20 protein-coding genes are annotated in these 20,328 nt (G+C 71.9%); 9 read left to right on the top strand and 11 right to left on the bottom strand.

Features of this window, described 5'->3' with window-relative positions:
- Window positions 1-106: 106 nt before the first annotated feature.
- Window positions 107-601 (top strand): DUF6214 family protein, encoded by a 495-nt coding sequence (locus tag ACF1GV_RS19740; RefSeq protein WP_391682375.1) that lies wholly within the window; start codon window positions 107-109, stop codon window positions 599-601.
- Between the two features lie 194 nt (window positions 602-795).
- Here the strand turns inward: ACF1GV_RS19740 and ACF1GV_RS19735 are convergent, their stop codons facing one another.
- Together ACF1GV_RS19735 and ACF1GV_RS19730 are read right to left on the bottom strand one after the other, a co-directional pair.
- Window positions 796-1,236: a VOC family protein gene (locus ACF1GV_RS19735; RefSeq protein ID WP_391682372.1), complete on the bottom strand. Its 441-nt coding sequence runs from the start codon at window positions 1,234-1,236 to the stop codon at window positions 796-798.
- Between the two features lie 166 nt (window positions 1,237-1,402).
- Complete coding sequence (locus ACF1GV_RS19730) at window positions 1,403-2,056, bottom strand: DUF305 domain-containing protein (protein WP_391682369.1); 654 nt, start codon at window positions 2,054-2,056, stop codon at window positions 1,403-1,405.
- A 120-nt stretch (window positions 2,057-2,176) separates the two neighbouring features.
- Here ACF1GV_RS19730 and ACF1GV_RS19725 point away from each other — a divergent pair, with 120 nt between their 5' ends.
- Window positions 2,177-3,676: an LVIVD repeat-containing protein gene (locus tag ACF1GV_RS19725; protein ID WP_391682367.1), complete on the top strand. Its 1,500-nt coding sequence runs from the start codon at window positions 2,177-2,179 to the stop codon at window positions 3,674-3,676.
- Here the strand turns inward: ACF1GV_RS19725 and ACF1GV_RS19720 are convergent.
- Entirely contained in the window at window positions 3,664-4,338 is a 675-nt protein-coding gene (locus ACF1GV_RS19720) for a TetR/AcrR family transcriptional regulator (protein ID WP_391682364.1), read from the bottom strand. The genes ACF1GV_RS19725 and ACF1GV_RS19720 overlap by 13 nt on opposite strands.
- 249 nt (window positions 4,339-4,587) lie before the next feature.
- Here ACF1GV_RS19720 and ACF1GV_RS19715 point away from each other — a divergent pair, with 249 nt between their 5' ends.
- The gene (locus ACF1GV_RS19715; protein WP_391682361.1) at window positions 4,588-4,836 is read left to right on the top strand and encodes a DUF2630 family protein; all 249 of its coding nucleotides are present in this window, start codon (window positions 4,588-4,590) and stop codon (window positions 4,834-4,836) included.
- Between the two features lie 24 nt (window positions 4,837-4,860).
- On the opposite strand, the gene ACF1GV_RS19710 is transcribed toward ACF1GV_RS19715, so the two are convergent.
- The 4 genes from ACF1GV_RS19710 to ACF1GV_RS19695 all read right to left on the bottom strand — a co-directional run bounded on the left by ACF1GV_RS19710 (window position 4,861) and on the right by ACF1GV_RS19695 (window position 7,854).
- Window positions 4,861-5,550: an HAD family hydrolase gene (locus ACF1GV_RS19710; RefSeq protein ID WP_391682358.1), complete on the bottom strand. Its 690-nt coding sequence runs from the start codon at window positions 5,548-5,550 to the stop codon at window positions 4,861-4,863.
- 33 nt (window positions 5,551-5,583) lie between these two features.
- Complete coding sequence (locus tag ACF1GV_RS19705; RefSeq protein WP_391682356.1) at window positions 5,584-6,255, bottom strand: phosphatase PAP2 family protein; 672 nt, start codon at window positions 6,253-6,255, stop codon at window positions 5,584-5,586.
- 49 nt (window positions 6,256-6,304) lie between these two features.
- Window positions 6,305-7,240 (bottom strand): M56 family metallopeptidase, encoded by a 936-nt coding sequence (locus ACF1GV_RS19700; RefSeq protein WP_391682353.1) that lies wholly within the window; start codon window positions 7,238-7,240, stop codon window positions 6,305-6,307.
- A gap of 71 nt (window positions 7,241-7,311) precedes the next feature.
- Window positions 7,312-7,854 (bottom strand): DUF5134 domain-containing protein, encoded by a 543-nt coding sequence (locus tag ACF1GV_RS19695; RefSeq protein WP_391682350.1) that lies wholly within the window; start codon window positions 7,852-7,854, stop codon window positions 7,312-7,314.
- Window positions 7,855-8,002: 148 nt separating this feature from the next.
- Here ACF1GV_RS19695 and ACF1GV_RS19690 point away from each other — a divergent pair, with 148 nt between their 5' ends.
- Both ACF1GV_RS19690 and ACF1GV_RS19685 read left to right on the top strand, forming a co-directional pair.
- On the top strand, window positions 8,003-9,625 hold the full coding sequence (locus ACF1GV_RS19690; protein ID WP_391682348.1) for an FUSC family protein: 1,623 nt from the start codon (window positions 8,003-8,005) through the stop codon (window positions 9,623-9,625).
- A complete protein-coding gene (locus ACF1GV_RS19685) occupies window positions 9,622-10,161 on the top strand; it encodes a MarR family winged helix-turn-helix transcriptional regulator (RefSeq protein ID WP_391682346.1) in 540 nt (179 codons plus the stop codon). The genes ACF1GV_RS19690 and ACF1GV_RS19685 overlap by 4 nt, the downstream gene beginning before the upstream one ends.
- A 296-nt stretch (window positions 10,162-10,457) precedes the next feature.
- Here ACF1GV_RS19685 and ACF1GV_RS19680 read toward each other — a convergent pair whose 3' ends face one another.
- From ACF1GV_RS19680 to ACF1GV_RS19670, 3 genes are all read right to left on the bottom strand, one after another.
- Entirely contained in the window at window positions 10,458-13,550 is a 3,093-nt protein-coding gene (locus ACF1GV_RS19680; protein WP_391682344.1) for an NPCBM/NEW2 domain-containing protein, read from the bottom strand.
- 174 nt (window positions 13,551-13,724) lie between these two features.
- Window positions 13,725-14,489, bottom strand: coding sequence for a VOC family protein (locus ACF1GV_RS19675; RefSeq protein WP_391682342.1), 765 nt, complete (start codon window positions 14,487-14,489; stop codon window positions 13,725-13,727).
- Window positions 14,490-14,601: 112 nt separating this feature from the next.
- A complete protein-coding gene (locus ACF1GV_RS19670; RefSeq protein WP_391682339.1) occupies window positions 14,602-14,994 on the bottom strand; it encodes a VOC family protein in 393 nt (130 codons plus the stop codon).
- Between the two features lie 111 nt (window positions 14,995-15,105).
- Between ACF1GV_RS19670 and ACF1GV_RS19665 the strand changes: the two genes are divergently transcribed.
- The gene (locus tag ACF1GV_RS19665; RefSeq protein WP_391682337.1) at window positions 15,106-15,645 is read left to right on the top strand and encodes a GNAT family N-acetyltransferase; all 540 of its coding nucleotides are present in this window, start codon (window positions 15,106-15,108) and stop codon (window positions 15,643-15,645) included.
- 510 nt (window positions 15,646-16,155) lie between these two features.
- Here ACF1GV_RS19665 and ACF1GV_RS19660 read toward each other — a convergent pair.
- Complete coding sequence (locus ACF1GV_RS19660; protein WP_391682335.1) at window positions 16,156-16,839, bottom strand: glycerophosphodiester phosphodiesterase; 684 nt, start codon at window positions 16,837-16,839, stop codon at window positions 16,156-16,158.
- Window positions 16,840-17,036: 197 nt separating this feature from the next.
- Between ACF1GV_RS19660 and ACF1GV_RS19655 the strand changes: the two genes are divergently transcribed.
- From ACF1GV_RS19655 to ACF1GV_RS19645, 3 genes are read left to right on the top strand one after another with little or no spacing between them, the layout of a single operon-like run.
- On the top strand, window positions 17,037-18,434 hold the full coding sequence (locus tag ACF1GV_RS19655) for a DUF6421 family protein (RefSeq protein ID WP_391682332.1): 1,398 nt from the start codon (window positions 17,037-17,039) through the stop codon (window positions 18,432-18,434).
- A gap of 38 nt (window positions 18,435-18,472) precedes the next feature.
- Entirely contained in the window at window positions 18,473-19,228 is a 756-nt protein-coding gene (locus ACF1GV_RS19650) for an SDR family NAD(P)-dependent oxidoreductase (RefSeq protein ID WP_391682954.1), read from the top strand.
- Window positions 19,225-20,295 carry a threonine aldolase family protein gene (locus tag ACF1GV_RS19645; protein WP_391682329.1) on the top strand — a complete coding sequence of 357 codons (1,071 nt, stop codon included), beginning with the start codon at window positions 19,225-19,227 and terminating at the stop codon, window positions 20,293-20,295. Before ACF1GV_RS19650 ends, ACF1GV_RS19645 begins: the two co-directional genes overlap by 4 nt.
- Window positions 20,296-20,328 lie beyond the last annotated feature (33 nt).

Below are 20,328 nucleotides of genomic sequence, written 5' to 3'. Positions count from 1 at the left end.
ACGGACGCGTGTCCGTTCGTATGGAATGTGATCATGAGGTTACGTTGCGTGTGTGCTTGAAGCATCCTTTCTTAATCTTTCCGATCGATCGGAGGCGGACGGCGCGGTGACCGTGTCGCCCGCGTGGGAAGTGCAGGAGGACGCCGGCGCGACGAGGTGGTTCCACGTCCGCCTCGCGTTCCCCGACGGCGCCGGTGTACAGGCGCTCGCCGTGATGTTCGGGGGGTGCGTGTCCATCGAGGACGTCCGGGCCGAACCCGCGCTGTCCCTGGATGACCTGTCGGTGCTCGCGGACTGGATCGAGGGCCCGCTGTTCGAGGCGTGCGGTGTGGACGCCGACGACATCGACGACGAGGGCGGGGAGGCCGGCGAGGACGAGCGCTCCGGCGGGCGCCGGGCCCGTCCCACCTGGCCGCGCGGCATCGAGGGGCGATGGCAGGTCGCCCAGGAGTACCGCGCGGCGCAGGAGGAGGGCGCCGACCCGGTCCTCGCGGTGATGTGCGCGACCGGCCACAGCCGGCGCAAGTCCCTGCGCCTGATCGCCCAGGCCCGTGACGCCGGCTTCCTGACCCCCCGCCACGCCCGCCCCAAGGCGGACTAGCGAGTGTCTCTTTGACGGCCCGGCCGATCCGGTCGGCGGACGGCGTTGTCCATCTGGCCGCAGACGGGTCGCGCACGGTCCCTCGCCGTCACTGTCGCCGCAGGCCAGGCAGGTGATGCACCAGCTTTCGAAACACAGCCACCTGGGGCGCCGGGCATCCATCCGGACCCGACGCTGACCCAAGGAGGCAGAACCTAGCCGATCCGTTCGGCCAGAGCGACGATGATTCCCGAGGGGCCGCGGAGGTTGCACAGCCGGTAGGCGTTCTCGTACCGCGCCACCTCGCCGAGGAGTTCGGCGCCATGGCGGCGCAGGCGGGTGATCGTGTCGTCGATGTCGTCGACGGCGAACATGACACGGTGCAGGCCCAGCGTGTTGGCCGGCGGGTCGAGCGGTCCGGCGGTGATCGCCGCGGGGGAGTGGAACTTCGTCAGCTCCAGCTTGCCGTGGCCGTCCGGGGTGCGCATCATCGCGATGGCGCTGCGAACCCCGTCGAGGCCGACCATCCGGTCTGCACAGATTCCCTCGATCTGCGCTTCGCCTTCCAGTTCCATGCCGAGCTCGGTGAAGAAGGCGACGGCAGCCTCCAGGTCGTCGACGACGATGCCTACGTTGTCCATCCGCTGAATCGCCACGGGATGCTCCTTCTTCGTCGCGCAGTGCGTTCCGGCTACTGATACCCCTGGGACGCAGCCGGTGCCGCATTCTCGACACCCGGAAGGGTCGATGTTCTGTGGCCGCACTCCATCTCGCGAGCATCCTCGTCCGGACCGACGCCGGCCAAGGAGACAACCTGGGCCGTCACCGCATCTGGCGCATCCGCGTGATCTCGCTCGTCTGCTGCGCCACCACGTCGTCGGCCATCTCCTCGATGCGGACGTTGTTGCCCTGCGCCTTGACGTCCGTCGCCATGGTGATGGCGCCCTGGTGATGGGTGATCATCAGGGACAGGAAGAGCGCGTCGAACGCCGCGCCGCGCGCCGCTCCGAGCTGCTTCAGCTGCGCCTCGGTCGCCATGCCGGGCATGCCGCCGTGCGTATGCCCGCCGCCTGCCTCGTCCTTGCCGTACTCCTTCAGCCAGGCCCGCATGGTGGCGATCTCCGGGCCCTGAGCGGCCGCGATCCGGGCCGCGAGGCGCTTGACCTCCTCCGACCGGGCGTGATCCGCGGCGAGTTCGGACAACCGCAGCGCCTGTTCGTGATGGGCGATCATCATGCGCGCGTACGACACGTCCGCCGCGTTGGGCGTGTCGTCGTCCTCCCGCTCCTGTGCCGCGTCCTCGGCCGAGAGGGTGCGGTTGGCTTCGCCCGGCTTGCCCGGCACCAGTACCGAAGGCCCGCCCGATGCCGGGGACTTGGCGTCCGTGCCGGAGTCACAGCCCCCGAGGGTGAGCAGGGCGAAGGCGGTCAGCGAGACCGTGGCGAGGGCCGGACGCGATCCACGACGCAGGAGCAAGGCGACCTCCCGGGGTCATCATGACGATCCCATTGCCATCTGTTGATCTGGGCATGATGAAGACGATACTGCGGGGAAGCGTGAACCGTTCCGACCGGAACGGTGCCGAGGGAGGACACAGTGACCCTGCACGATCCCCGAACACGACGCAGACACCTGGGCGTTGCCGCCGCGGCGGCCGGACTGCTGGCCGCGCTGCTCACCGCCGCACCCGCCGGCGCCACCCCTGACCCGGGCGACCACCCGGCCGCGCCGAAGGAGGTCTCCCGCAGCGCCCAGGCGCAGGCGGCCGAGGCGATCGCGGCGGGCGAGATACCCGGCCAGGACCAGATCGTCCACTCCGCCAACGTCCAGCACCTCATCAACATCCCCAAGGACGCGCTGCCCGGCACCAATTCGGACCTCGCCTTCCAGGGCCGCTACGCCTTCGCCGGCAACTACGACGGCTTCCGCATCTTCGACATCAGCAACCCCGCGTCGCCGAAGACGGTCGCCCAGGTGCTCTGCCCCGGCTCGCAGAACGACGTCTCCGTCTCCGGCGACCTGCTCTTCCTGTCCACCGACTCCTCGCGCAGCGACAGCAGTTGCCACAGCACCACACAGCCGGCGACCGAGAAGTCCTCCTGGGAGGGCATGAAGGTCTTCGACATCAGCGACAAGAGCAACCCCCGGTACGTCGCCGCCGTCGAGACCGCCTGCGGCTCGCACACCCACACGCTGGTGCCGAAGCGCGACAACGTCTACGTCTACGTCTCCTCCTACTCGCCGAGCGCGAGTTACCCGGACTGCCAGCCGCCGCACGACGGCATCTCGGTCATCAAGGTGCCGCGCGACGTCCCCGAGCAGGCGGCCGTGGTGAACTTCCCGGTGCTCTTCCCCGGCGACGGCCCGGACGGCGGCGGCAACCCCGGCGCCCCCACCAACCCCGGCGTGTCCAAGACCACCGGCTGCCACGACCTCACCGTCCTGCCCTCCGAGGACCTGGCGGCCGGCGCCTGCATGGGTGACGGCATCCTGTTCTCCATCAAGGACCCCGAGCACCCCAAGGTCATCGACCAGGTCCAGGACAACGTCAACTTCGCCTTCTGGCACTCGGCGACCTTCAACCAGAAGGCGGACAAGGTCGTCTTCACCGACGAGCTCGGCGGCGGCGGAGCGGCCACCTGCAACGCGGCGACCGGCCCGAACCGGGGCGCCGACGGCATCTACGACATCACCGGCAAGGGCGAGAAGCGCAAGCTCGTCTTCCGCGGCTACTACAAGATCCCGCGCCACCAGGCCGACACCGAGAACTGCGTGGCCCACAACGGCTCGCTGATCCCGGTCAAGGGGCGCGACATCATGGTCCAGGCCTGGTACCAGGGCGGCGTCTCCGTCTGGGAGTTCACCGACTCCGCGCACCCGAAGGAGATCGCCTACTTCGAGCGCGGTCCCCTGACCACCGACACGCTCACCGTCGGCGGGGCGTGGTCGGCGTACTACTACAACGGCTACATCTACTCCAACGACATCGCCAAGGGCTTCGACGTCCTCAAGCTCAGCGACCGCCGCACCGACCCGGCGCGCCGGGTCCACCTGCGGGAACTCAACGTCCAGACCCAGCCCGACTACTTCGTCTGACCTTCCGGCCGCGCGCCGGTCGCGAAGAAGCGGGACAGATCCTGCTCGCATCGCCCGCCGGGCGCCTCGGCGTCCGGCGGGTTCCCCGCGTCCCGGGCCAGCCCGTAACGGTGGAACAGCTCGGCGCGCATCGCCGTGATCGACATCGGCACGTTCGGGAGCACCATCGCGTACACGGCGCCCATGAGCACCGAGCGCAGCATCGGGTAGTCGCGCTCGATGTCGGGCGAACCGTACCCGGCGACGACGGAACGCAGCAGCTCCGCGAGCCGCTGCTGCTCCGGGCACTGCACGAAGCCCTCCGCCTGCAGCAGACCCGCCATGTGCTGGCGCATCAGCACCGGTTCGTCCCGGGCCAGCCCCAGGATCGCGTCGATCGCCCGCGCCATCCGCTCACGGCCGTCGTCGGTGCGCGGCTCGCGCTCCAGGGCCTCCTCCAGCGTGCGGTGCATCAGCCGGTGCACGGCGGACTGCACCAACTGGCGCTTGCCGGGGAAGTAGTACGACACCAGTCCGCGGGCCGAGCCCGCGCGGTCGGCGATGTCGCCGAGCGTCGTCGCCTCGTAGCCGCGCTCCCTGACCAGCTCGAGTGCCGCCTGCAGCAGTCGCTCCCGGGAGCGCCGCCGCAATTCCTCATTGACCGAGGCGCTGCGCGGGGACATGCTGTAACTCCTGCGTTGACTGGCTGCCAGCCAACTATACTCAACGCATGTCGGCCCAGCCCCTGTCCGGGGCCCGGTCGGCGTTGCCGTCCGCTCTGGACGACGCGGGGGATCGTCCAGAGCGGACCGTTTCCGCCCGGATGGTCGCCTGAGGCAATCGGCCGGTGGTGTCTGAGCGGTCTCGGTCGCAGGCGCGCCCAGGGCTCCTTAGAGTGAGGCGGAGAGAGCCGGCCGAGGAGGCGTGGGCGGATGGAACAGGACCGGAAGATCCTGGCCAGGATCACGGAAATGGTGGAGCACGAGCACCGGTTGCGTGCGGACCTGGCGTCCGGGCGGATCGACGGCGTCACCGAGCGGCAGCGCCTGAGCGAGGTGGAGCAGGAACTGGACCGGTGCTGGGACCTGCTGCGCCAGCGGCGCGCGAAGGCGGAGTTCGGGGAGAACCCGGACGAGGCCGAAGTCCGTCCGCCGTCGCAGGTCGAGGGCTATCTGGAGTGACCCTCCGGCCCGCGGGCCCGGCGGTCACCCCACCAGGGCCATGACGGGCCGCAGCGCGTCGGGGCGCTCGCCGGCCGGCAGGTGGTCCACGAAGTGCACCCGGCAACCCAGGGCCGCCGCGCCACCGTCCGCGTGCCGGCTGTCGCCGACCATGAGTGCCTCGGCCGGTTCGACGTCCAGCGCGGCACAGGCCCGGGCGAACAGCCGCGGGTCCGGCTTGCGGATGCCGTGCTCGTACGACAGCACATAGGCGTCGACGAACCGGTCCAGGCCGTGGGCGCGGAAGACGGGACGCAGATCCCAGCCGATGTTGCTCACCACGCCGATCCGCACCCCCCGCTCCCGCAGGGCGCCCAGCACCTCGGCCGCGTCCGGGTACGGCGTCCAGGCGGCCGGGGTGCGATGCCGCTCGTACAGCGCGTCGTACAGCCCCGGATCGGGCAGCGGCACTTGGCGCGTCAGACCGGTGTACGCGGCCCGGTGGCCGGCGCTGCTCTCGTCGCGGGTCTCCCACAACTCGGCGAGATGGCCGGGGACCCGCTGCGGCTCCGGGCCGCCGGGCAGCGCACCGGCCGCCTCCAACGCCCGGGCGGTCTCGTCCAGTTCATCCTCGGGGAGCGTGATCCCCGCTTCCGTGAGGACGGCGCGCAGCCACGCGTCGACGGATTCGATCCGAAAGAGCGTGCCGGAGAAGTCGAAGAGAACGGCGGTCATGCGGGCGATCCTAGTGACCGCCCTCCGGCCCGTTCACGGCCGCCACCGCTGATGCGCCGCCACCGCGCCCGCGACCAGCACCGCGCCCAGCAGCCAGCCGCCGAGCACGTCCGACGGCCAGTGCACGCCGAGCCACACCCGGGTCACGCCCACCCCGGCAACGGAGACCACGGCGACACCGAGAGCCGTACGCCGCAGGGCCGGCCCGGCGCCGTACACGCGCACCAGCCACACCAGCAGGCCGCACACCACCGTGGCGGTCATGGCGTGGCCGGACGGAAAGGCCGCGTAGTGCGCGGAGTCGACCGGGTCGAGCCACACGGGCCGGGGCCGGTCGACCGCGGCCTTGAGCGCCTGCTGCACCACCGTGGCCAGCGCCGTGACCGTCACCAGCCAGACCGCCGTCCACCACGCGGCGCGGCGCCACAGCAGCCACACGGCGACGGCCACGCACAGCACGCGCATCGTCGTGGGGTCCCACACCCAGTCGGACAGGACGCGGAAGGCGTGGGTGAGACCGGGGTCACCGACCGCCCAGCGGTGGGTGGTCCGCGCGATGTCGCCGTCGGTGCCGGTGAGCGGGCGCCATCTGATCGCGACCAGCGCGGTCAGCACTCCCGAGCACAGCGCGAGCAGAAGGGCGCAGCGCTGTGCCGAGCGGGGAGCGCGGGAGCGGGACGGGGCGGCGGCGGACGGAGCGTGCATGATGCGATCCTCGCCGACGTGCGGTCCCCGAGGCCAACCCCGGCCCGCGTCAGCCCAGCGCCCGCAGCCCCGGACCGAACGCCACCAGCACCGGGATCACCGGCACCAGCGCGGCCGCGGCCGTCAGCCCCAGCCGGCGGGCCGCGGTGAGCCGGGCCGGCGCGGTGAGCAGCCGGTCCACCCGCTGCGGAACCTGCCCGTCCCCGCCGGGACAGGGGCCGAACACGCCGCGGCCCTCGTTGAGTTCGACGAGCGCGAGCGCGGTGGTGAGCCGGCCGAAACGGCGCGAGGCCGTGTCGTCGGCGGCCAGTTCGACCAGCCGGTGCACCTCGTCGCGGAACGCGGCGAAGACCGGCACCTGCGGGAATCCGCCGGCCAGCGCCGAGGAGCAGTGCAGCAGCCAGTCGTGCCGGGCGCGCGCGTGCCCCTGCTCGTGCGCGACAACGGCGTCCAGCCGGCGTCCCCCGAGTCGGCGCAGCGCGGCCGTGGTGACCACCAGCCGGGGCGGCGTGCCGGGCAGCCACCAGGCGTCCGGCCGCTCTCCTTCCAGGATGAGCAGCTGCCCGAGCCCCGCGCCCTCACCGGGCAGTCGCGGGGCGCGGACGAGGACCTCCATCCGGCGCAGCCGGCGCCGCGCCCGCGCCCGGGTCACCTCACGGACCAGCATCGCCGCCGTCCACACCCCGCCCAGCGCCAGCGCCACGGCGGTGGTCGCCGCCCAAGGAGCGCCCACACCCAGGGCGTACGCCTCCACCACGGCCCGCGGCGCCGACGCGAACACATGGCCGCGCACCGCCTGCCAGGCCGCCGCGGCGCTGAGCGGCATCGACAGCGCGCAGCACAGCAGTACGGCCGCCACCACGCACTGCCACACCCACAGGGCGACCACCGGTTCACGGTCCGGCCAGTCGGCCCGGGCGAGCAACCGCGGTGCGACGATCGCGGTCAGGGCGCCGAGCAGCAGCAGAGTCGCGGGCACCACCATGGGCAGCAGCCTATGAGGCGGAGGCTACTGGGCGGTACGTACGGTGCGGGCAAAGTGACACACCCCACGCGTCACAGCGTGAGCAGCATCGCCACCATCGCGATGCCCATCGACAGCCGGCACGCCCGCGCCAGCTCCGGCCGGTGGCCCCAGCCCGCCACCGGCGGAGCACCGGCCACCGCGGTGACCGGCACCAGCCGCGCCCCGGACAGCAGCACATACCCCGCGAAGTAGAGCAGCAGGGCCCCCGTCACGAGGGGGACGCCACCGCCCGTGTGATGGTGGGCCGGCGCTCCCGCCATCACCACGGCCATGTAGACCATGGCCGAGGCCCCCACCAGATGGTGCAGATGATGCGCGCGGCGACGCGCCGCCCACAGGGCACGCACGGCGGCCAGCCCGAACACCACCGCATAGCCCGGCCAGGCCCACCCGGGCGGCGTGAACACCGCCGCAGGCACCGCCATCGCGGCCATCCCGAAACCCATCAGTGCCTCACTGCCCGCGATCCGGCGCTGCTCCCGCGTCCCGCTGCGCATGCGCAGCAGGCAGTAGCCGCCGGTCGCCGCGCACAGCGCGACCAGGAGCCAGCCGGACGAAGCCGGTCCGTGCACAGGCACCTCCCCCCTCGACGGTCGGTCCAGGGAGAGCGATGCCCGGACCACCCGGAGCTCACGCAAGCGCAGAGGGGTACACGGGGCGCGCAAGCGGGGAGCGCGCCCGAAACGCTTCACGAGTAAAACACCCGCTAAGCTAAATGCCATGCACATCCGTCCTCTCCCCCTCGCCGGAGCCCTGAGGCTCGGCCGACCCTCTCCGATCTGGTTCAAGCCCGCGCTGAGCGTCGTCGTCTCGGTGGCGCCGCCGAACCTGATCCTGCTGGCGCTCGGTCGCCTCGACCTGGCGATGTACACGATGGCCGGATCCCTGTGCGCCCTGTACGCCCACAACCGCCCCTACGCCGCCCGGGCCCGCACGCTGGCCTGGGTCGTCCTCGGCATGACCGGCGGCCTCGCCGTCGCGCTGATCGCGGCGTCGCTCACCACGAGCGCGCTCGTCCTGGTCACCGTCGGGGCGCTGCTCGCCGCCGTACAGAAGGCCGTGTGCGACGCCACCCGCCTCGGCCCGCCCGGCAACGTCGTCCTCACCTTCATCACCTCCGCCTCCCTCTTCGTCCCCCAGACCCTCGCGCAGATCCCCGCTCACCTCGGTATGACCCTCGCGGCGGGCGCCTGGGCGTGGCTGGTCGGCATGGCGCCGGGCCTGGTCCGCCCGCACGGCCCGGAGCGGCGCGCCACCGCGCAGGCCCTGACCGCCGCCGCCCACGCCGCCACCGGCGACGCGCACACCCGCGGCGCCGCGGCCGCCGCCGTCCAGGCCGCCTGGCAGACCCTGCTCACCGCGGGGCTGCGCTCCGACCGCACCCGACGCGGCCTGGAACGCCTCCTCGTCCGCGCCGAGGTCGCCCTGGCGGCCCCCGCCGACAGCGACCGGGGGCGGCTGCGCGCCTGGGCCCGCGACCTGCGCGGCAACGGCCCCCTGCCACGCGTGGACGACCTGCCGGGCGAGGCGGAGGAACTCCTCGGCGTGGAAGCGGAGAGGACCACCCGCACCCCGCGCCACCACCACCTGGCCCCCCTCGCCGTGCGCACCTTCGTCGGCTGCGCCCTGGCCGGCTACGCCTCCCTCGCGCTCGGCGTCGGCCGCCCCTACTGGGCCCTGGTCACCGCGGCCAGCCTCTACCAGGCCAACCTCACGCTCACCTGGAGCCGGGCCGTACAGCGCGTGGTCGGCAACGTCATCGGCGTCCTCGTCTTCGCGGCGGTCGTCCCGCTGGCCCACCTCCACCAGGCGGCGCTCGTCCTGCTCTGCCTGGCCTTCAACTTCGGCGCGGAGGCGCTGATCGGCCGCAACTACTGGCTCGGCACCATCTGTGTGACCCCGATGGCACTGCTGATCACCGAGTTCACCCGCTTCCAGGACTCCGCCGAACTGATCACCGAGCGCACGGTCGACACGCTGGTCGGCGCCCTGGTCGGCTTCGTGGCCGCCGTGGCCGTCACCAACCGCCGCTCCGGCGACCGCCTGGAACACGCCCTCACCACCGCCGAGCGGGCCCGCGAACGCACCGCTCGCCTCCTCACCGAACCCCACACCACCCCTGCCGCCCTGGAAGCGGCCCGCCGCGCACTCGCCGTCGCGCTGGTCGACCTGCGCGCCACCGCCGAGGCCGCCTCCGGCGAGTGGTGGCAGCGCGCCCTGCCGCACGACCGGGTCGTGCTCGCCGAACAGGCGGGACACCGTACGCTCGCGGCGACGGTACGACGCCAGGGACTGACCCTGGACCGGGACGACAACGCGAGAGCGGAGGACGTACGGCCATGACGGGGACCAAGGGAACGGGCGCAGCCGGTGGGAGGGGCGACACCGTCGCAGCCGTCGTCCGGCAGTGGCAGGCGGTCCACCCCGACCTCGACACCGGTCCGATGGAGATCATCGGCCGGGTCAACCGCTGCGCCGCGCTCCTGCAGCAGGCGGAGGACGCGCCGCTGCGCCGGGCCGGGCTGAGCCGCGCCGAGTTCGACCTGCTCGGTGCGCTGCGCCGTACCGGGCACGAGCTGACGCCGAGCGAGGTGGCTCGCGAGACCTTCTCCTCCGGCGCGGCCGTCACCAAGCGGCTGAAGCAGCTCACCGAGCGCGGCCTGGTCGACCGCCGCACCGACACCCGCGACCGCCGCGTCTCCCACGTCCGCCTCACGGCCGCCGGCCGTGACCTGGTCGACACGATCCTGCCGGAGCAGCTGGCGTACGAGACGGCGGTGCTGTCCGCACTGGACGACACCCACCAGAGCGAACTGGCGTCCCTCCTGGGCGACTTGCTCGGCCGCCTGGAGGGCCGCCTGGAGTCCCTCCGAACATGACCCGGTGCTGGGGCCGGCCGGCTCAGCCAGATGACGGCCGGCACCCATGTACGGCGGGAAGGGGACGGGATGGGGGGTGTCCGCCCGCAGCGGCCGGCACCGGCACAGGGTGCCGTCGTCGGGGACGGGCGGCCGGACCGAGGACGGGCACCCCCCCGCCCCGGCCCCGACTCACAACGAACCGCAGGCGCTACCGCAACCGGCCACCGGACAGCCACGGGCCGCCGCAGGCACAAGAGGGGCGCGGGGAACGGCGCGAGCAACCACAACGCACCCGCACCCGAACACCAACCCCCTCACGCGCAGCGAAACGCGGCCCCGGCCCAGTCCCCATGGTCCCCGGACTTCGACCCATCCGTGTCCGTCACCACCAGATGCACATGCCGCGCCCCACTCACCGGCACACGCACCTCCACCGGATCCGACTTTCCGGACACGGTCGGCGACGACCACAGCGTCTTCCCGTCCGCGACGACGGAGAACGACACCCCGCCGTACCCGTTGATCTCGTCATCCACGCCCACCGTCGCCGTGAACGCGGAGCACGCGCCGCCCAGCCAGAACTCGATGTCGGAGTCGGCATGGGCACCGATGCCCTTGGCATAGCTGCTGCCGTTCAGGGTGAGCGTATGCCCGTCGGCCGCCCCCGACTCGCCGTTGCTCCGGTCGCGTTCGGCCGGGCCCCAGCCATTGGAGGCGCTCAGCCAGGACAGATCGCTCGCCCACGCATCCCCGGCCGGCGGCCTCGGCATGGTGCGCACCGCGGCCCGCTGCACGGTCACCCGCTGCTCCCCGGCGGCCCGGTACCGCGCCGTCGCGCCGAGCACGGCCTCGCCCACGGCGGCATCGGCCGGCGGCGTCACCGTGAACTCGGCGCGCGCCCGCTCACCGGCGTCGAGGCTGCCCGGCGCCCGCGCGGGCGACACGGTCCAGCCCTCCGGCGCGCTCAGGGTCACCGCGGCGTCCTCCGCGCCCGCCCGCCCGGCGGTGAAGTCCACCGTGACTTTCCCGGGCACACCCGCGCTCATCTCCGCGTCGGCCACCACGTCCAGCGTGCCCACGGCACCGGGCACGCGCCCGCCCACCGCGCTGGCCGCATCCAGGTCCACCCGGAACGCCCGCGCCGTACTGACCGCCCGGGTCTTCACCTGGACCACGCCGCTCCGGTCCCCGGCGTCGTACCACCACCCCTCCGCAGCGGCCTCGAACGCGGCCCTGGACGCCTGCCGGGGCAGTGCACGCCCGTCCAGCCGCACCTGCGCCGGTGCGGACCCGGTGTGCACGGTGAACCGGTACGGCCGCGCGCTCTGCTTGCCCGCGAAGGAACCCGCGCTCGCGCCGACGTCGACACGCACCGCACCGGCGCCGCTGTCGGGGGCGGTCACGACCACCTTCTGCTCGGCGTACCGTCCTGCCCGGTGCTGCCGGGTCACCCCGTCGTCCTCGTACAGGGTGAACGAGGACCGGCCCTGCGGATACACGTCCCAGGCCAGCGGCGAAGACGCCGTCCGGTCCTGGTACGACCTGATCCCGGGCCACATCGGCACAGCAGCTCCCGCCTTGACGAACAACGGCAGCGTGTCGAGCGGCGCCTGATACCCGTTCACGGTCGTCGGGCCCTGGTAGACCCGCCCCGACCAGTAGTCGACCCACCTGCCCTTCGGCAGGTAGATGCCGTCCCGCACCGCCGCGTCCCGGTACACGGGCGCGACCAGGAAGTCCTCACCGCTGAGGAACTCGTACTTCGCCGCGTCGGACGCGGCCACCGGGTCGTCCGGGTACTCCAGCGCCAGCGGCCGCACGGCCCCGACCCCGGTCCGGTTCGCCTGTGCCGCGTAGGTGTACATGTACGGCAGCAGTGACTCCTTCAGCTTCAGATACTTCCGGTTGATGCTCGTGTACGGCTCCCCGTACCGGAACGGCTGCTTGTCCGAGGACGCCCACCCGTCCATCGTCATCACGGCCGGCAGGAACGCCTTCCACTGCAGGTCCCGGGCGTACGTCTTGGCGCTGCCCCCGAAGATCCCGTCCACGTCACCGGTGGTGTACGCGAGCCCGGACATCGTGGCGCCCGCGTACGTCGGGATCTGCCAGCGGATGTAGTCCCAGCTCCCGGACTGGTCCCCGCTCCACTGCACGCCGCACCGCTGCGCACCGGACCAGCTCTCCGGCGCCCAGGTGAACCCGCGGGCGTCGCTGTTGTCCTCGATCCCGCGGTACGCGGCCTTGCAGCCGTCCAGCGCGAACTTGTAGCCGTCGCCGACCCAGGCCACGTCCAGTTTGGCGACCCGCTGCCCGGCCTTGACCTGGTCGGCGAGCTTGTCCAGCCCGTCCTCGGTCCACAACCCCATCCGCATGCTGCGGTCGCCCAGTCCCTTCGCCGTCTCGGCGAGGTCCTCGTACCCGCAGCCGTAGCCGTCGTTGACCAGCATCCAGCCCAGCGGCATGTCGTTCTCGACGTAGCCGTCGGCGACCTTCAGCGCGTCGAGGGTGTGCCGTTCGCCGCGGTTGGCGTTGTGCAGGTAGCAGTCGGAGTCGCCGATCTCCAGCCCGTAGATCGGCGGGAGCATCGGACGCCCGGTGAGCTCGGTGTACTTGCCGATGACGTCCTTGGCGCTCGCCCCGGCGACGTAGTACGCGTCGAACCGCTTCTCCTGCTCGGTGGTGGTCACCGGATCGGTGAAGGCGTAGGTCCCGGGCGCGTATGTGTTGCGGTAGACGCCGTAGCCCGCCGACGACAGGTAGAACGGCACCGAGTTGGGGTGCCCGCCCTCGTTCCAGTTGTAGTCGACGCCGACCTTGAGGGTCTTGCCGCGGTGCGAGGTGTTCCCGCTGCCGTTCTGCTCACCGGTGCCGTAGAACTGCTCGTCCGCGCCCCGCGCCAGCGTCTGCGTGGTGGAGGTGCCGTCCCAGCTGATGCCGCGGGTCTCCTCCCACAGCCGGGTGCCGTCGGCGCGGTACAGGGCGAACCGCAACGGAGCCTTGTACACCCGCAACGTGACCTGGTCGGTGGACAGTTCGTAGCGGTCCCCGCGATCGGCCCACCGGGTGGCCGGCGCGGCCCCCTGCGGCAGCACGATGTCGGACCCGACCGGATCGGTGAACGTGCCGTCGGGTGCGGCCTCGATGCGGAAGGTGTCACCGGACACGAAGCTCACCCGGGCCTTGGCCGCCCCCGCGGTGAACGTGTACACGGCCCCGGACGCCGAAAAGCCGGTGACGTCCCCGAGGCCGCCCGACGCGGCGGCCTCGGCGGCCGGGACGGAGGCGGCCGCGGGCGGGGCGGGCGCGCCGGCGACGGCGAGCGCCGCGCACAGAGCCGCGGCGGCCAGACCGGCCGCGCCGCGCCTGCGGCGCCGCGATCGGGATCTGCTGGATGGAGCGGTCATATCGGTCCCTTCACATCCTGCGCGACCCGGCATCGACAGCCGTCGAATGACGTAATCTGCTTGATATCGGGCCGCATCGAGCAGAATCAATCAAGCGCAGCAGGTATAGCGCACCGCACGCCCCCTTGAACAGAGGGCGTGCGGTGGTGAAGAAACCGTTGAGGTGTGGCGGCGTCAGCCTTCCCGGGCCGCCAGATACACGCCGAACATGGCCCCTTGGGGATCGCGCAGGACGGCGATGCGCGGGCCGTCGGGCACCGAGGTGGGTTCCATCAGGACGGTGCCGCCCGCCCCGGCCGCGTCGGCCGCCGTGATGTCGACGTCCGTCACCGCGAAGTAGGGCAGCCAGTGCGGCGGCACCTCGGGCGGGAACTTGTCGTCCATCACCGTCATGCCGCCGAAGTCGTCCCCGGCGACGCCCCACTGCGTGTAGCGCTCCAAGGCGTTGACCGTCCAGCCGAACACGGTGGTGTAGAAGGCCTCTGCCTGCTTCGGCTCACGGGTCATCAGCTCCACCCACCCGAGCGACCCCGGGGCGTTGAACAGCCCGGCACCGGGGAAGGCGCGTGCCTGCCACAGCTGGAAGAGCGCGCCGGTCGGATCGGTGGCCACCGTGAAACGGCCGGCGTCGAGCACGTCCATCGGCCCGAGCAGCACCGTGCCGCCGGCCGCCCGCACCTGTTGTGCCGCCGCGTCGGCGTCCTCCACCGCGAACGACACGTTCCAGGCCACCGGCTGCGATTCCTGGTACAGGGGCGACAGCGCGGCCACGGCCGCGTCGCCGAGGTGCGCGACCGTGTAGCCACCGGCCTCGGAGCGCGGATCCGTCTCGGGCCGCCAGTTGAACACGGCGGCGTAGAAGCGCTTGGCCGCCTCCAGGTCAGGGGTTCCGAGCTCGGTCCAGCAGGGCCCGCCGGTCACCGGTCGGTCGAGCTTCATGGCGTTCCTTCCCAGCACGAGCTCCCCCGCAGCACGCTAGCCGGGCCCGGGTACGGCGGCCACCGCACGCGGAGGGAGGCGCCACGGTGCCGAACGACTCCGCGTCCGGGGCTCAGATCCCGGGCCGGTAGCGCAGCGGATGGTCCGCCGGGACCTCGACCAGCACGATCGGGACGCCGTCGGGGTCCTCGATCCACATCTCGATCAGCCCCCATGGCTCCCGTACCGGTGGCCGCACGATCGGCACGCCCTTGCCCCGCAACTCCTCGTGCGCCGCCGCCGCGTCGGGGACCTGGAGCCAGAGGCGTACGGCGGGGGAGGACGGGGTGTCGGAGCGGCCGGAGAGTTCGAGGAAGCCGCCGCCGAGGAAGTAGACGGTGCCGCGGTCCGGGCCCGTGCCGAACTCACGGTAGACGGCGAGGCCCAGCCGGTCGCCGTAGAAGGCGCGGGAGCGCTCGGGGTCGGTGGGGCGCAGAAGCGTCCGGCTGCTGAGAACGTGCACCATACATCCGCAGCCTAGTGGCAGGGTTACCCTCGACCCGGCCGACCCGCCAGACCGGCCGGACCCGTCGCAGACGGCCCCGCCACAGCCCCGAGACAGAGGGAGAAGCGTCCCATGGAGTCCCCCGCCACCGCCCTGACGTTCCGCGACGCCACCGACGCGGACGTCGACGCCCTGGTCGAGCTGATCGAGTCGGCCTACCGCGGAGACGCCAGCCGGGCCGGGTGGACCACGGAGGCGGACATCCTCGAGGGGCAGCGCACCGACCCCGAGGGCGTGCTGGAGGTCATCAAGTCGCCCGACAGCCGGCTGCTCACCGTGGAACAGGACGGCGCGATGGTCGCCTGCTGCCAGCTGGAGCACCGGGGTGAGTACGCCTACTTCGGTATGTTCGCGGTCCGCCCGACCCTCCAGGGCGGGGGCGTCGGCAAGGCCGTCATAGCCGAGGCGGAGCGCCAGGCCCGCGCGATCTGGGGCGTGACGGAGATGCACATGACCGTGATCTCCGTACGCGACGACCTGATCGCCTGGTACGAGCGCCGCGGCTACCGCCGCACCGGCCGGATGACTCCTTTCCCGTACGGCGACGAGCGCTTCGGTCTCCCGCAGCGCGACGACCTCCAGTTCGAACTGCTGGTCAAGCCACTCACCTGACCCGCAGCGACCCCCGGAACCCGGGCCGCTCGACCGCCCCCGCGCCCACCGGACCGGCCCGAGCGGTCAGCGTTCCCATGCCCGACGGCCCGGCCCGGCCGCTCGGCCGACCCGGCAACACCGGATGGGCCCGCCCCTGGCCGAGCCGCTCGGCGGCCTTGGAGTCAGCGGTTGCGTCTCCCCGGCACCCACCGGCGCGGCAGCCCCGGCCCCGAGCCGCCCGGCCGACCCGGAGCCAGTGGCTGCATCACCCTGGCACTGGCCAGTTCGGCCACCACGGCACCCATCGGCCTGACGCTACCGGCCCGTTCGGCCGACCTGGCCGTATTCGCCGAGCCGACCCCGGGGAGCGCACCGACACCACCACGACGTCCGGCTCACCGGCCGCTCGGCCACCCCGTACCCACCGGGGGTGTCCCCGGCGCTCACCGGCTCCGCCGACCCCCAGGGGCGGCTTCGGCCCGGCCGGCCCCCGGTCGCTTCGCCGCCGGGGGCGACCCGTGCCGCCGTCTACGCCGTGAAGCGGCCGGCGCGCTTGATCTCCGGTTGGTCGGTGGTCACGCCGTCCAGTTCCAGCGCGCGGGCCAGCCGCAGGTGCTGCGGCGTGTTCACCACCCAGCTGAAGACCCTGAGCCCGGCCCCGCGGGCCCGCTCGACGACCTCCAGAGTGAGCCGCTGGATGTCCAGGCAGACGGTCGCGGCGCCGGCCGCCACCGCCCGCTCGACGACCTCGGGGCCGTAGTGCTCGGCGACCAGCGCCGTGCGCACGCCCGGGACCAGCCGGGCCACCTCCTGAATCGCCTCGTCGTGGAAGGAGATCACCTCGACCCGCTCCACCAGGTCCCGCACCCGCAGCACCTCGGCCAGCACCCGCGCCGCACGCACGTCCTTGATCTCGGCCTGCACCGGCGCCTTCACCGCGTCCAGAACCTCCGCGAAGACCGGCACCCGCTCGCCGAGACCGGCGTCCAGGGAGCGCAGTTCCTCCAGCGTCTTGTCGGCGATCGGCCCGCTGCCGTCGGTCGTCCTGTCCACCCGCTCGTCGTGCATGACGACGAGCGCACCGTCCTTGCTCAGGTGCAGGTCGAGCTCGATCGCGTCGAGACCGGCACGCTCCGCGGCCATGAAGGAGCGCAGCGTGTTCTCCGGCTCGACGCCCATGACGCCGCGGTGTCCAATGGTGATGAAGTTCAAGGTCCGCTCACTTCCGTCGGCGACGGAGCCATCCGTACCCCGCAAAAAGGGAAGAAACCCCTCCTCTGCCAGCGGACGGGAAAAACTTCGGTGACCATAGGGGTCGCGCAGGATAATTTCCCGAGCCGCCCCTTGCTGAGAGAAACCGTGTATGTATACGGTCTTCTTACGCGAGGTCTTGCAGTGGAGGATGGGACATGACGGAAATTCTTGTGCAGGCGGGTGCGGAGGAGCAGATTCCTCCGGCGAGCAGGGTGGTGGAGCACCCGGCCTGGCCCCGGCTCAAGGACGCCGTGGAGCGCATCCGGCCCTGGCAGTCCACGGACGGCTCGATCGACTTCACGGCCGAGGGCGCCCCGCAGCGCGCCGAGGCCGAGGGTGCGGTCCACGAGGTCGTCGAGGCCGTGCGTGAGCTGACCCCGCTGCTCCCGCACGACGCCGCCTACCACGAGGCGCTGGTCAAGGATCTGCAGCGGTGGTCCGAGGGCGGCTTCGAGGTGCCGGACTTCCTGGACGCGCTGCTGGCCTTCCAGCCCGCGGCCGACCGCCGGGACGGCCTGCAGCACCTGGTCGTCTTCCCGATGTACACGCAGAACGGCAACCCCGACCGCAACCTCGAGGCGGTCGTGCTGCGCATGGTGTGGCCCGACTGGCTGGCCGAGCTGGAGCGTACCCGCTACGACAACCCGCTGTTCTGCGGCATCACCTTCGAGGACTTCACCTCGGGCTACGACACCAACTCCGCGGTGCTCTTCCCGGAGACCATCGCCGTGCGCCAGGCGCCGGAACGATTCTCCTGGGGTGGCATCTTCTGCGACCGCGAGGCCGCCCGCTTCCGCCGGGTGACCGAGGCCGCCGTCGACCTGCTCGGCCTGCAGCTGCCCGAGGACATCGCCGCGATGGTCCACGACCAGAAGCGCTGCGAGGAGGCCTTCGTGCTGTGGGACATGGTCCACGACCGCACCCACAGCCACGGCGACCTGCCCTTCGACCCGTTCATGATCAAGCAGCGCCAGCCGTTCTGGATGTACGGCCTGGAGGAGCTGCGCTGCGACCTCACCGCCTTCAAGGAGGCCGTGAAGCTCCAGGCGGACGGCGTCCCTCAGGCCCGTGACGTGCAGTACGCCGTGCTCTTCGACCGGATGTTCCGCTTCCCGGTCACCGGCGACCGCAACCGCAACTACGACGGCCTCGGCGGCCAGCTGCTCTTCGCCTACCTGCACAAGCACGACGTCGTGCGGTGGACGGACAACAAGCTCTCCATCGACTGGGAGCGCGCCCCGCAGGTCACCAACCAGCTGTGCGCCGAGATAGAGAAGCTGTACCGCGACGGCATCGACCGCCCGAAGCTCGTGCACTGGTTCGCCGGCTACGAGCTGGTCTCCACCTACCTCGCCCCGCACCCCGGCTCCAAGTGGGCCAAGGGCCCCGACGCCCTGGACCTGACCCAGCCGCCGCGCAAGCTCGTCGATGACGTGCTTCCGGACGAGTTTCCGCTGAGCATGTTCTATGAGGCGCTGTCCAAGAAACTGAAGAACGTGATTGCCTCGACCAAGGGCATCACGGCGAACGGCGCCGAGCGGATCGCCGCGTGAGCGACCGCGTCCAGAACACTGCTACGGAGGCGAAGAAGATGGCGAACGGGGCTCTCAGCGGTGCGGTGATCGCGGTTGCCGGCGCGGGCGGACCGGCCGGCCGGGCGGCGCTGCTGCGACTCGCCGAGGCCGGTGCGACGGTCGTCGGCGCCGACAACGACCCGGAGCGGCTGTCCGAGGCCGTGGACGCGGCCCGCTACGCGCAGGGCGGCGCGACCGTCACCGGCGAGACCGTCGACCTGCTGAACCTGGAGGCCACCCGGGACTGGGCCACGCGCACCGAGAAGGAGTTCGGTCGCGTCGACGGCGTGGTCCACCTGGTGGGCGGCTGGCGCGGCAGCGAGACCTTCATCAAGACCAGCCTGGACGACTGGGACTTCCTGGAGCTGCTGCTCATCCGTACGGTCCAGCACACCTCCCTCGCCTTCTCGGAGGCGCTGCAGCGCAGCAACCGCGGCCGCTACGTCCTGATCAGCGCCTCCGGTGCCACCAAGCCGACCGCGGGCAACGCGGCGTACGCCGCCGCGAAGGCCGCCTCCGAGGCGTGGACGCTGGCCATGGCGGACTACTTCCGCAAGGCCGGGATCGCCGAGGGCGCCGACGGGCCCACCTCGGCGGCTGTCATCCTGGTGGTGAAGGCGTTGGTGCACGACGCGATGCGCGCCGACCGCCCCAATGCGAAGTTCGCGGGCTTCACGGACGTCAAGGACCTCGCCGAGGCGATCGTGAGCGTCTGGGACAAGCCCGCCGCGGAAGTGAACGGAAACCGTCTGTGGCTGACCGAGAAGCCGTGAACCCACCCAAGACCGACGCGCGTCGCCATCACGACCCCGAGGTCCGCGGTTTCGCCAGTGACAACTACGCCGGCGCCCACCCCGAGGTGCTCGCCGCCCTGGCCCTGGCCAACGGCGGGCACCAGGTGGCCTACGGCGAGGACGACTACACCGGCAACCTCCAGCGGATCGTGCGCAGCCACTTCGGCGCCACGGCCGAGGCGTTCCCGGTGTTCAACGGCACCGGCGCCAACGTCGTGGCGCTCCAGGCGGTCACCGACCGCTGGGGCGCGGTGATCTGCGCCGAGAGTGCGCACATCAACGTTGACGAGGGCGGCGCGCCGGAGCGGATGGGCGGCCTGAAGCTGCTCACCGTCTCCACTCCGGACGGCAAGCTCACGCCCGAGCTGATCGACCGGCAGGCGTGGGGCTTCGAGGACGAGCACCGCGCGATGCCGCAGGTCGTCTCGATCACCCAGTCCACCGAGCTGGGCACCCTCTACACGCCCGAAGAGATCCGTGCGATCTGCGAGCACGCCCACGCCCACGGCATGCGGGTGCACCTGGACGGCTCCCGGATATCGAACGCGGCGGCGTCGCTGAACGTGCCTCTGCGCACCTTCACCAACGCCGTCGGCGTGGACATCCTCTCCCTGGGCGGGACGAAGAACGGCGCGCTGTTCGGCGAGGCGGTCGTCGTCATCAACCAGGACGCGGTGCGGCAGATGAAGCACCTGCGGAAGATGTCGATGCAGCTGGCCTCCAAGATGCGCTTCGTCTCGGTCCAGCTGGAGGCGCTGTTCGCCAAGGACCTGTGGCTGCGCAACGCGCGGCACGCCAACGAGATGGCCCAGCGGCTGGCCGAGGGCGTGCGGTCCGTGCACGGAGTGGAGATTCTCCACCCCGTCCAGGCCAACGGCGTCTTCGCCCGGCTGCCGCACGATGTGAGCGAGCGGCTGCAGAAGCGCTTCCGCTTCTACTTCTGGGACGAGGCCGACGGCGTGGTGCGCTGGATGTGCTCCTTCGACACCACGGAGGACGACGTGGACGCGTTCCTCGCCGCACTGAAGGAAGAGATGGCGCGGTAGTCGCCACTGCCGCACAAGGATGCGGTCACCTGA

Origin of the sequence: Streptomyces sp. NPDC014006, assembly GCF_043088925.1 — a bacterium.
In the GTDB taxonomy this organism is placed as follows: domain Bacteria; phylum Actinomycetota; class Actinomycetes; order Streptomycetales; family Streptomycetaceae; genus Streptomyces.
The sequence above is the reverse complement of the archived record's forward strand: the minus strand, read 5'-3'. Positions and strand labels throughout refer to the sequence as shown.

What these genes read in the sequence shown, in the direction of transcription:
- ACF1GV_RS19715 (WP_391682361.1), top strand. Translation starts at nt 4,588, where the DNA reads ATGGAACAGGACCGGAAGATCCTGGCCAGGATCACGGAAATGGTGGAG.
- ACF1GV_RS19675 (WP_391682342.1), bottom strand. Translation starts at nt 14,489, where the DNA reads ATGAAGCTCGACCGACCGGTGACCGGCGGGCCCTGCTGGACCGAGCTC.
- ACF1GV_RS19700 (WP_391682353.1), bottom strand. Translation starts at nt 7,240, where the DNA reads ATGGTGGTGCCCGCGACTCTGCTGCTGCTCGGCGCCCTGACCGCGATC.
- ACF1GV_RS19685 (WP_391682346.1), top strand. Translation starts at nt 9,622, where the DNA reads ATGACGGGGACCAAGGGAACGGGCGCAGCCGGTGGGAGGGGCGACACC.
- ACF1GV_RS19705 (WP_391682356.1), bottom strand. Translation starts at nt 6,255, where the DNA reads ATGCACGCTCCGTCCGCCGCCGCCCCGTCCCGCTCCCGCGCTCCCCGC.
- ACF1GV_RS19680 (WP_391682344.1), bottom strand. Translation starts at nt 13,550, where the DNA reads ATGACCGCTCCATCCAGCAGATCCCGATCGCGGCGCCGCAGGCGCGGC.
- ACF1GV_RS19690 (WP_391682348.1), top strand. Translation starts at nt 8,003, where the DNA reads ATGCACATCCGTCCTCTCCCCCTCGCCGGAGCCCTGAGGCTCGGCCGA.
- ACF1GV_RS19710 (WP_391682358.1), bottom strand. Translation starts at nt 5,550, where the DNA reads ATGACCGCCGTTCTCTTCGACTTCTCCGGCACGCTCTTTCGGATCGAA.
- ACF1GV_RS19665 (WP_391682337.1), top strand. Translation starts at nt 15,106, where the DNA reads ATGGAGTCCCCCGCCACCGCCCTGACGTTCCGCGACGCCACCGACGCG.
- ACF1GV_RS19670 (WP_391682339.1), bottom strand. Translation starts at nt 14,994, where the DNA reads ATGGTGCACGTTCTCAGCAGCCGGACGCTTCTGCGCCCCACCGACCCC.
- ACF1GV_RS19720 (WP_391682364.1), bottom strand. Translation starts at nt 4,338, where the DNA reads ATGTCCCCGCGCAGCGCCTCGGTCAATGAGGAATTGCGGCGGCGCTCC.
- ACF1GV_RS19655 (WP_391682332.1), top strand. Translation starts at nt 17,037, where the DNA reads ATGACGGAAATTCTTGTGCAGGCGGGTGCGGAGGAGCAGATTCCTCCG.
- ACF1GV_RS19650 (WP_391682954.1), top strand. Translation starts at nt 18,473, where the DNA reads ATGGCGAACGGGGCTCTCAGCGGTGCGGTGATCGCGGTTGCCGGCGCG.